The 10,016-nt window shown below is 42.0% G+C and carries 8 protein-coding genes; 5 read left to right on the top strand and 3 right to left on the bottom strand.

The window, feature by feature from the left end:
- The 3 genes from purM to H5232_RS20810 form a co-directional block, all read left to right on the top strand.
- Positions 1-1,048: phosphoribosylformylglycinamidine cyclo-ligase (gene purM, locus H5232_RS20820; protein WP_220496101.1), on the top strand; the 1,048-nt coding region annotated here is incomplete at its 5' end.
- Positions 1,048-1,695, top strand: coding sequence for a phosphoribosylglycinamide formyltransferase (gene purN / locus H5232_RS20815; protein ID WP_145242362.1), 648 nt, complete (start codon positions 1,048-1,050; stop codon positions 1,693-1,695). The genes purM and purN, both read left to right, overlap by 1 nt.
- Positions 1,649-2,446 (top strand): DUF3108 domain-containing protein, encoded by a 798-nt coding sequence (locus H5232_RS20810; RefSeq protein ID WP_404936411.1) that lies wholly within the window; start codon positions 1,649-1,651, stop codon positions 2,444-2,446. Before purN ends, H5232_RS20810 begins: the two co-directional genes overlap by 47 nt.
- A gap of 96 nt (positions 2,447-2,542) precedes the next feature.
- Here H5232_RS20810 and H5232_RS20805 read toward each other — a convergent pair whose 3' ends face one another.
- Positions 2,543-3,307, bottom strand: a complete 765-nt coding sequence (locus H5232_RS20805) for a class II glutamine amidotransferase (RefSeq protein ID WP_149982940.1) — start codon at positions 3,305-3,307, stop codon at positions 2,543-2,545.
- Between the two features lie 299 nt (positions 3,308-3,606).
- Between H5232_RS20805 and fadE the strand changes: the two genes are divergently transcribed.
- The gene (gene fadE, locus H5232_RS20800) at positions 3,607-6,063 is read left to right on the top strand and encodes an acyl-CoA dehydrogenase FadE (RefSeq protein ID WP_149982939.1); all 2,457 of its coding nucleotides are present in this window, start codon (positions 3,607-3,609) and stop codon (positions 6,061-6,063) included.
- A 4-nt stretch (positions 6,064-6,067) separates the two neighbouring features.
- Here fadE and H5232_RS20795 read toward each other — a convergent pair whose 3' ends face one another.
- A complete protein-coding gene (locus H5232_RS20795; RefSeq protein ID WP_182740035.1) occupies positions 6,068-7,183 on the bottom strand; it encodes a DUF6136 family protein in 1,116 nt (371 codons plus the stop codon).
- Complete coding sequence (locus H5232_RS20790; RefSeq protein WP_182740034.1) at positions 7,180-7,770, bottom strand: ATP-binding cassette domain-containing protein; 591 nt, start codon at positions 7,768-7,770, stop codon at positions 7,180-7,182. The genes H5232_RS20795 and H5232_RS20790 overlap by 4 nt, the downstream gene beginning before the upstream one ends.
- Before the next feature lie 191 nt (positions 7,771-7,961).
- On the opposite strand from H5232_RS20790, the gene H5232_RS20785 reads away from it, so the two are divergent.
- Entirely contained in the window at positions 7,962-9,905 is a 1,944-nt protein-coding gene (locus H5232_RS20785) for a S9 family peptidase (RefSeq protein ID WP_182831437.1), read from the top strand.
- Positions 9,906-10,016 lie beyond the last annotated feature (111 nt).

Raw genomic sequence — 10,016 nt, 5'->3', positions numbered from 1 at the left:
CGAACAAAAACAGTCTCTAAGTTATAAAGACGCGGGCGTAGATATCGATGCCGGTAACGCACTTGTTGAGCGTATTAAAGGCGTAGTTAAAAAAACCCGTCGTCCTGAAGTTATGGGCGGAATTGGTGGCTTTGGCGCACTTTGCGAAATCCCAGCTGGTTATAAGCAACCAGTACTTGTTGCAGGCACTGATGGTGTTGGTACTAAGTTACGCTTAGCTATCGACCTTAAAAAACACGATACTGTAGGTATCGATTTAGTTGCTATGTGTGTAAATGACCTTATCGTTCAAGGTGCTGAGCCATTATTTTTCCTAGATTATTATGCAACAGGCAAACTTGATGTTGATACTGCCGCAGACGTAGTAACAGGCATTGGTAAAGGCTGTGAGATCTCTGGCTGTGCATTAATTGGTGGCGAAACTGCTGAAATGCCAGGTATGTACGAAGGCGAAGATTACGACATGGCTGGTTTTTGTACTGGCGTAGTTGAAAAAGCAAATATCATCGATGGCACAAAAGTAGCTGCTGGTGATCAACTGATCGCGCTTGCATCAAGCGGCCCGCATTCAAATGGCTTCTCATTAATTCGTAAAGTACTTGAAGTATCAAATGCTGATACAAGTGCTGAATTTGAAGGTAAAACATTAGGCGAAACTCTGCTTGAACCAACACGTATTTACGTTAAACCATTACTTGAGCTGTTCAAGCAAGTAGATGTTCATGCTCTTTCGCATATTACTGGCGGCGGCTTTTGGGAAAATATCCCACGCGTATTACCTGAGTCTGCAAAAGCAGTAGTTAAAGGTGATAGCTGGCAGTGGCCTGGTATTTTCAATTGGTTACAAGAAAACGGTAACATCACCACCCACGAAATGTACCGCACATTTAACTGTGGTGTAGGTATGGTATTGGTTGTGCCTGCTGACAAACTTGAGCAAAGCTTAAGCATCTTAAAAGAGCTTGGCGAAAATGCTTGGCACCTTGGTGAGATCCATGATGCTAAAGCTGGCGAAGAGCAAGTAGAAATCCTAGGCGGCCGTGATTAATGGCCCCTGCTCGTCTAGTAGTCTTAATTTCAGGTAGTGGCTCTAATTTACAAGCCATCATTGACGCCTGTAATAACGGCGAGATAAATGCAAACATAGCGGCTGTTATTAGTAATAAAGCAGACGCTTATGGCCTTGAGCGAGCAAAGCAAGCGGGCATTGCAACAGCAGTGCTCAGCCATAAAGATTTTGACTCGCGCGAAGCCTACGATGCGCAATTAATGAACGTTATTGATTCTTTTGCACCAAATCTAGTTGTATTAGCTGGGTTTATGCGTATTCTTACTCCTAACTTAGTGCAAAAATTTAAAGGAAAAATGTTGAACATTCATCCTTCTTTGTTGCCTAAGTACCAGGGGCTGAATACCCACCAAAGAGCAATTGATGCAAAAGATGACATTCATGGCGTAAGTGTGCACTTTGTTACTGAAGAGTTAGACGGTGGTCCTGTCATTCTTCAAGCCAAAGTACCCGTGCTGGCAGATGATACTGCTGACACATTAGCAAAACGCGTGCATGCACAAGAGCATATAATTTACCCTTTGGTGGTCAAGTGGTTCAGTGAACAACGACTTACTATGGAAGCAGATTATGCAGTTCTTGACAAAAAACAACTTCCTGCACACGGCGCGCACTACCCAGAATAAAAAACTAAGTGCCTTGCTATTGTGTGCGGGCACTTTATTACTTCCTACTAGTTTAATTGCTGGTGAACTTACTCAATTTGAAGCTAACTATGATATTTTGCGCAAAGGCGAAAACCATGGTCAAGGCGTCCGCACATTAAAAAAACTAGCAGATAACAGTTACCAAGTTAGCTACCACAGTGATATTGAGTGGATGATATTCTCAGATTCACGTAAAGAGACATCAAATTTTACTTTCAGCGACAAAAAAGTCACGCCTGTAAGTTATAGCATGATCCGCACAGGCACAGGCCCGGATAAAGAATATACACTGCAATTTGACCACACTAAAAAAATCGTAAACAGCAGTGAAAGTAAATACCCCATTGAATGTGAGTGGTCTGAGCAATTTCAAGACTCAATTTCATATCAAGTACAAGTGCGCGAAGAATTAAAAATAGGTAAAACCAGCTTTTCGTACCAGCTAGTTGATAAAAAAGGCAACTGTCGTGAGTATAACTTTGAAGTCGTTGGTAAAGAGACTATTTCCTTACCAATCGGTAATATCGAAGCGATCAAAGTAAAACGCTTATATGATAATGATAAACGCCAAGCGCTTGCATGGTTCGCCCCTGAAATGGATTACATGCTAGTTAGGATGTGGAAAGGCGAAAAAGGCGTAGAACAATTTGAAGTACAACTTAAGTCGTTCACGGTAACCAGCCCAGTTGCATTACCTGAAGAAGTTAAAAACGAAATAACACCGGAATAAATTGCTTGCAAGACGAAAGGCTCAAGTGTGACGATCATAACTTGGGCTTTTCAGCTTATAACCACATTAATTAAGTTCAAACGTTAAAACTGACGGCTAAATTAACTCACCCATTTTAAACAACGCAAATTCACCTGGTTCCATTTTTTGCCAACGCTCATCGTTGGTCAGTGGCCGGGTAGCGATCACCGTTACGACATCATTTGGCGTAGTTTCTTGTTGAAAATCTACCACCATATCTGCATCAATTAACGTAGCCTTACCGAACGGCGCACGGCGGGTGATCCAATGCAAATTATTAGTACAATACGCTAACACATACACACCATCAGTCAGCAACATATTAAACACACCTTTTTCACGTAAAGTGTGTGCAAGCTTTGCCGCATAACGAAACACTGACGCCATATTAGCTGGACGTTTAGGGTATTTTTCACGAATTTGATCGAGTAACCAACAAAACGCCAATTCACTGTCGGTATTACCCACTGGCCGATAATATTCAGGTTTTAAATCATGATAATTCGAAAGCTGACCATTATGCGCGTAGGTCAGCTCCCTGCCCCACAACTCACGGGTAAAAGGATGCGTATTTTCAAGACAGACACGGCCACGATTACCTTGGCGAATATGGCTAATCACCGAGACACTTTTAATGGGATAGGCCTTTACTAACTTGGCAATTTCAGACTGACAGCTAGGCTCAGGATCTTTAAAAGTACGACACCCCTTCCCTTCATAAAAAGTAATGCCCCAGCCATCTTTATGCGGACCTGTGTTACCACCGCGCTCTAACAGCCCTGAAAAACTAAAACAAATATCTGTAGGCACATTCGCCGACATGCCAAGCAACTCACACATAAAATAAATTAACCTTTCAAAAATTTTTATACTTTTAAAATACTGCTTTTTAAAAAGCGTAAACCCGTAACTTAGGCCTTAGCGGCATTGTTAAACATAAGCAAGGGCAAGGCAAGCAAGAAAACAGCTTAATTTTTTCTCAAATAAATCATACTGACGAATCACACATTTATCCGTATGCTGATGTGCACAGATTACAAATTAACAGTCACTGATATTTTCACTAAGCTACTTGATAATTATTCACTCTAGCGCTACTCTAACTAAAGGTGGTCTGACCTCTATTAAGGATTGAATACATGACACTCATATTTACACTTGGTTTAATCGTGCTGCTCAGCATCGCGAGTTACCACAGAGCGAGCTGGAATACTGCCCTTGGCGTTTCCATCGCAACACTTGTCATTGGTACCTTTGCAGGTGCATTTGGCGCAATTAGCTGGTTGATCTTCTTGATCATTGCAGTGCCATTGTCTGTTACTGGCATTCGTCAGCAATATATTATTAAACCTATTTTTGCCATGTTTAAAAAAGTTACTCCAACTATGTCTGAAACTGAAAAATCAGCCATTGATGCGGGTACAACATGGTGGGAAGCCGATCTTTTTTGCGGCCGTCCTGATTGGAACAAATTACACCAATACCCAATGCCTAAATTGACAATCGAAGAGCAAGCCTTTATCGATGGTCCAGTTGAGGTGGTATGTAGTATGTTGGACGACTGGGAAGCAACTCATGAGTTAACCGATTTACCACAAGATGTTTGGCAATACCTAAAAGATAATAAATTCTTTGCCATGATCATTAAAAAAGAATATGGCGGCCTGCAATTTTCTGCCTTTGCACAATCGTGTGTACTGCAAAAGTTAACCAGTAAATCTACCCTGCTTTCATCAATTGTAGGCGTTCCTAATTCATTAGGTCCGGGCGAATTGTTACAGCACTATGGTACTAAAGAACAAAAAGATCATTACTTACCTCGCCTTGCTAGTGGTCAAGAGATCCCATGCTTTGCCTTAACTTCACCAGAAGCAGGCTCTGATGCCAGCGCCATTCCAGATTATGGTGTGGTATGTAAAGGTATGTGGGAAGGCGAAGAAGTCATTGGTCTTAGCCTAACATGGAACAAACGTTATATTACGCTAGCGCCTGTTGCGACAGTATTAGGTCTGGCGTTTAAACTACAAGACCCAGATGGTCTACTAAGCGATGTTAAAGAGCCAGGTATTACTTGTGCACTTATTCCTACAGACATGCCAGGTGTTGAAATTGGTCGTCGTCATTTCCCGCTAAATGTACCATTTCAGAATGGTCCTACTCGTGGTAAAGACATTTTCGTACCGCTTGATTACATTATTGGTGGACCAGAAATGGCCGGCCAAGGCTGGCGCATGCTGGTTGAATGTTTATCGGTTGGTCGTGCTATTACATTGCCGTCAAACTCAACGGGTGGTATTAAAACAATTGCACTTGCAAGTGGTGCATACAGCCGTATTCGTCGTCAATTCCGTTTACCTATTGGCCAAATGGAAGGTGTTGAAGAGTCACTAGCAAAACTAGCAGGTTATGCGTACAGCTCAGATGCGGCTGTTAGCATGTCAACTGGTGCGGTTGATTTAGGCGAAAAGCCATCGGTTGTTTCGGCAATCATTAAATACCATTTGACCGAGCAAATGCGTGATTCAACCAATCATGCAATGGATGTTCACGGCGGTAAAGGTATTATGCTTGGGCCAAATAACTATTTAGGTCGTGGCTATCAAGGTGCACCAATTGCCATCACTGTTGAAGGTGCAAATATCTTGACCCGTAATATGATTATTTACGGTCAAGGTGCCATTCGCTGCCATCCATTTGTACTGACTGAATTGGGTGCCTGCGCAATCGAAGATCGTGAAGAAGCGCTAGCGGTATTTGATAAAGCGTTAATGGGCCACATCGGCTTTACTATGTCTAACCTTGTACGTACTAAGTGGATGAGCTTTACCGGAGCCCGTTTTGCAACTACGCCATTTAAAGACGAAACAGCTGAGTTTTACCGTACTGCGTCACGCTTTAGTGCGTCACTTGCATTGATGTCTGACATTAGCATGGCTGTATTTGGTGGCTCACTAAAACGTAAAGAGCGTATTTCCGCTCGTTTAGGTGATTTGCTTAGTTACCTTTATTTAGTGTCTGCAACGCTGAAACGTTATAACGATGAAGGCCGTAAAAAAGAAGATTTACCGCTTGTACAATGGAGCTGTCAAGATCACCTTTACCACTGTCAACGTGCACTTGCTGATTTAATTAACAATATGCCATCAGCTCCGCTTCGTGCAGCACTTAAGTTGATGTTGTTCCCGTTCGGTCGTCCAGTTCGTAAACCGACTGATAAACTTGAGCATAAATTAGCACAAATTTTACAAGTACCTAGCGAAACACGTAACCGTTTAGCAAGCTACGTATACTTAACAAATGAACCACTTAACTTAGTTGGTCGTCAAGAGCAAACGCTTAAAGACGTGCTAGCTGTTGAACCTTTATTTGATAAGGTATGTCGTGAAAAAGGCGTTAAACTGCCTTTCTTCCAGCTTGATAAAGTTGCTCAGATGGGACTTGAAGCGGGTATTTTAACGCAAGCAGAGGCTGATCAGCTAGCAAGCGTTGAAAAAGCACGTTTAGATGTTATTAACGTTGACGACTTTGACCCTGCAGATTTATTAGCAGGCAAAGCTGCACGTAATAACACGGCAAAAAAGGCGAATGCTGCTTAACATATTAAGTTAACACAGCCAACAGCCCGCCTGTTGTGATCATCCAAACCAGCGCATAATGCGCTGGTTTTTTTTGTGCTATATATAATTGTAATGTACCCCAGCCAACACTCAGGCTCAGTAATAGCCACTCTATTTGAGCGACAAACAACAGATAGCTGCTAAGTGTTATCAAAAAGAACAAGCAACTTGGCATAAATTGGCTGATAAAAAACAGCCGCGATTGGTTATTTGCTTGAAAAAATAGCTGGTACTTATCATGTAGCTTGCCACAATCAAATTGCAGTGAGCTGGTAAACAACACCATAAAAGCGGCGGCTATCACACTAAATATAGCCTCTAAATCAGCACGCTCATTGAGCAAAGTAGTGATTGCCATAAATACACACAACAATAAAGCCACTCGCCATACTAGTACCCTGCTATGTTGCATAAAAAAGCTCAGCCAAAAAGTAGATAATGCATTGACCGATAACCGGTCGCTCAGCGAAAATGCTGGCAACAACATGCTCAGCGCAAATAATATAATAAAGCCACAGTGATAGGCTAACGGCGCTATATTAATCGGTAGCAAGACTAAAATAGCAGTAAATACTAAGCCATATATTAATGCTCTTGGCTTGTACAAACACAGTACACCGAGGCTAAACTGCTGTAACATAAACAGCACAAAATGGGGTGCTCGTAGCCACTGTGAATAGTTTAAATCCAGCGCAATTACAGCACTTGCTAGCAACCAGCCATTGCTTAAAAGCAATAGTTTTATATCCATTAACTTAAGCCAGTTTGACCTTACAATAGTGCGTTGAAAGAGCCGCTGCTGACTATTTTGAATGGCTGATTTCATTGCACTGAGCATCACGCTTTGCAGTAATAGATACAGCCACGCCATTTGAGCGCCATATTGCGGCGCATCTATGCTGTCGATGATTTTGCCCAGACCTAAAAATAACAGCAAAATCATTCCAAGCATGGCTGAGCCAAGTACCACTAAAAATAATAAGCCGAAGTTTTTAAGTTGCTGTAGTAGTTGTGCCAGCTCAATTTTATAGGCCTGATAACGATACTGCATAAATGAGCGATATTGTGCAATCTCAAGCTTAATACCTAGCTTGCTCATAAGGGGACACACTCAAAGCCATGCTCGATAAACGGCGCCGGCTCATGGCAAGTGATAATGATTTGCCCATGCGCTTTATCTGCTAAATAATTATCTAGTAAACCAAGTAAATATATAATGCTGGCTTGATCAAGTGCCGTACTGGGCTCATCTAGTAACAAATACGGCGCACCGCGCATTAACGCTAAAATTAATTGGCACTTTTTTTGATTACCCGATGACAACGCATCAAAACGAGTCGATAAAAAATCTGAAAAATTAAAGCCGCTGATAAGCGCTGTCGGCCAATCGCAGCCTAAACTGCTAACCGTTAAATTGATAATTTGTTTCGCGGTTAAAAACTCAGGCAGCGCGATGCGATCACTGGCAATTGCTACCTGTTTATAAGGCTCAGACAACACCTTGCCTGCAAATAATATCTGTCCACTTTGTGGTTGCTCAAGTCCAGCAAGCATCATTAGCAGCGTGGTTTTACCTTGACCGTTCGGCGCTTCAATACATACCCTCGGTGATGTAAAGCTGATGCGATAATCTTTATATAGGATGTTTTGGGCAAATTGCTTGTGTAAACCACTAACTTCAATCATCACTTTCCTTTTATATGAGAGAGCCTTTTATATGAGTGAGTATTATAACGTAGGCTGTATTTTTAACGATACAGGCTTTGTAACACTTTGTTGCAGTTAAAATCAGCTAAAAACTTGCGTTAAAATAGGGTTAGGGCAACACTAAAACCGGTAAAAATATGATTAGATAACAATAAACCAAGGAATGTACTATGAACAAAAAATTGCAATTTGCCGCACTCGCCTGTGCAATCAGTATTGCCTTGAGCGGTTGTAGCCAATCAACCTCAACAACAGCCGTCACCACAGTACAGTCGCAGCAAACTCAGCAAGTTAGCACCTATAATGCTAAAACCTTCTTTGATACCACCGCAATTATGGGCAGTAGCTTTTCACCCAATGGCGATAAAGTACTGGTAAGCTCTGATGAAAGTGGTATTTACAGCTTGTATGAAGTAGATGCAAAAACAGGCAACAAAACCCGCTTAACCAATTTTCAGGATAGCACCTACCCTGTCCGTTACTTCCCAAATGATGAAAGGGTCCTCTTTACCAAAGATTCTGGCGGCAATGAGCGCTTTCACGTCTACGTCCGTGAACTTGACGGGTCAATAACAGATTTAACCCCCGGCGATGAAACCCGCGCAAGCTTTGCAGGATTTACAGAAGATAGCAGCGAGTTTTTTATTACTAGTAACCAGCGCGATGCTAAATTTATGGACTTATACCGCGTTGATAGTAAAACCTATAAAATCACCCCTGTTTATCAAAATACGCTTGGTTTAGATGTCGGAGCAATCAGCCCCGATGGCCGCTATATCGCGCTATCTAAAAATAACACCAATAAAGACAGCGACACATTTATTCTCGATACCTATAAAAAGACCCTCAAACCACAGCTAATTTCAAAACACAATACACCAGCTCAATACACGCCTGAAACCTTCTCTGTTGATAGTAAATACTTATACTACTCAACGGATGCTAAAGGCGAGTTTTCACAAGTGTGGCGTTATGAGTTGGCCTCAGAGGAGCATAGCCCTGTATTAAAAGATAATTGGGATGTCAGCTTCATTTATTTTTCTAAATCAGGGCGTTATCAAGTCAGCGGTGTCAATGCCGATGCCAGCACTAAAGTCACGGTGATTGATACCCAGTCAGACAAAGAGATTGCGATGCCTCAGTTACCCGCAGGTAACTTACGTGGTGTTAACTTTTCTGCAGATGAAAAAAGCATGGCGTTTTACTTAAATTCAGATACCTCGCCAAGTAACCTGTTTGTCTGGCAAGTGGGTAGTGATAAGGCACAGCAATTAAGTAATACTTTAAGCAAAGAGATAGATCAAAATGATTTAGTTGAAAGTACCATAGTGCGCTTTAAAAGCTTTGACGGTTTAGAGATACCCGGCGTACTTTATAAACCCAAGCAAGCCAGTAGCAATAATAAAGTGCCAGCGCTAATTTGGGTGCACGGTGGCCCAGGTGGCCAAAGCCGCACTGGTTACAGTGCAATGCAACAACATTTAGTCAATCATGGCTATGCTATTTTTGCGGTTAATAACCGTGGCAGTTCAGGCTATGGTAAAACCTTTTTTCATTTAGATGATAAAAAACACGGCACCGACGACTTACAAGACATTGTTTACGGTAAAAAACACTTACAAAGTTTAGATTGGGTCGATGCAGAAAAAATCGGTATCATAGGTGGCAGCTACGGTGGCTTCATGACCGCAGCAGCGCTTGCTTTTGAGCCTGAAGAATTCAAAGTGGGCATTAATATTTTTGGTGTCACCAACTGGGTAAGAACGCTCAACTCAATTCCACCGTGGTGGGAAAGCTTTAAAAAAGCGTTGTACGATGAAATGGGCGACCCTGCAACGGACGGCGAGCGTCATCGTGCAATCTCACCGCTATTCCATGCTAAGAATATCACCAAACCATTAATGGTTATTCAAGGCGCCAACGATCCGCGCGTATTACAGATAGAAAGTGATGAGTTAGTTGCCGCAGTGAAAGCCAATGGCGTACCGGTCGAATATGTATTATTTGACGATGAAGGTCATGGTTTTAGCAAAAAAGAAAACCGTATCAGTGCCTCCAACGCGTATCTAAACTTTTTAGATACCTACTTAAAAGAACGCTTTGTAAGCGTCTAGCAAAGTGCACCTGCCAGTAACTCGTCAAACCGATTAAACTATTTCTTAATTTCAATTAGGAGATAGCCATGAGAAAAATGCGTAGCCTTGAGCAGTGGCGCAACATTATCG

Source organism: Pseudoalteromonas sp. SG41-5, assembly GCF_014164495.1.
Taxonomy (GTDB): domain Bacteria; phylum Pseudomonadota; class Gammaproteobacteria; order Enterobacterales; family Alteromonadaceae; genus Pseudoalteromonas; species Pseudoalteromonas rhizosphaerae.
Note: the sequence above shows the minus strand (reverse complement) of the source record. Positions and strands in the feature narration are given on the sequence as shown.

Coding starts and splice junctions, on each gene's coding strand:
- purN (WP_145242362.1), top strand. CDS start 1,048: ATGGCCCCTGCTCGTCTAGTAGTCTTAATTTCAGGTAGTGGCTCTAAT.
- H5232_RS20805 (WP_149982940.1), bottom strand. CDS start 3,307: ATGTGTGAGTTGCTTGGCATGTCGGCGAATGTGCCTACAGATATTTGT.
- fadE (WP_149982939.1), top strand. CDS start 3,607: ATGACACTCATATTTACACTTGGTTTAATCGTGCTGCTCAGCATCGCG.
- H5232_RS20795 (WP_182740035.1), bottom strand. CDS start 7,183: ATGAGCAAGCTAGGTATTAAGCTTGAGATTGCACAATATCGCTCATTT.
- H5232_RS20790 (WP_182740034.1), bottom strand. CDS start 7,770: ATGATTGAAGTTAGTGGTTTACACAAGCAATTTGCCCAAAACATCCTA.
- H5232_RS20785 (WP_182831437.1), top strand. CDS start 7,962: ATGAACAAAAAATTGCAATTTGCCGCACTCGCCTGTGCAATCAGTATT.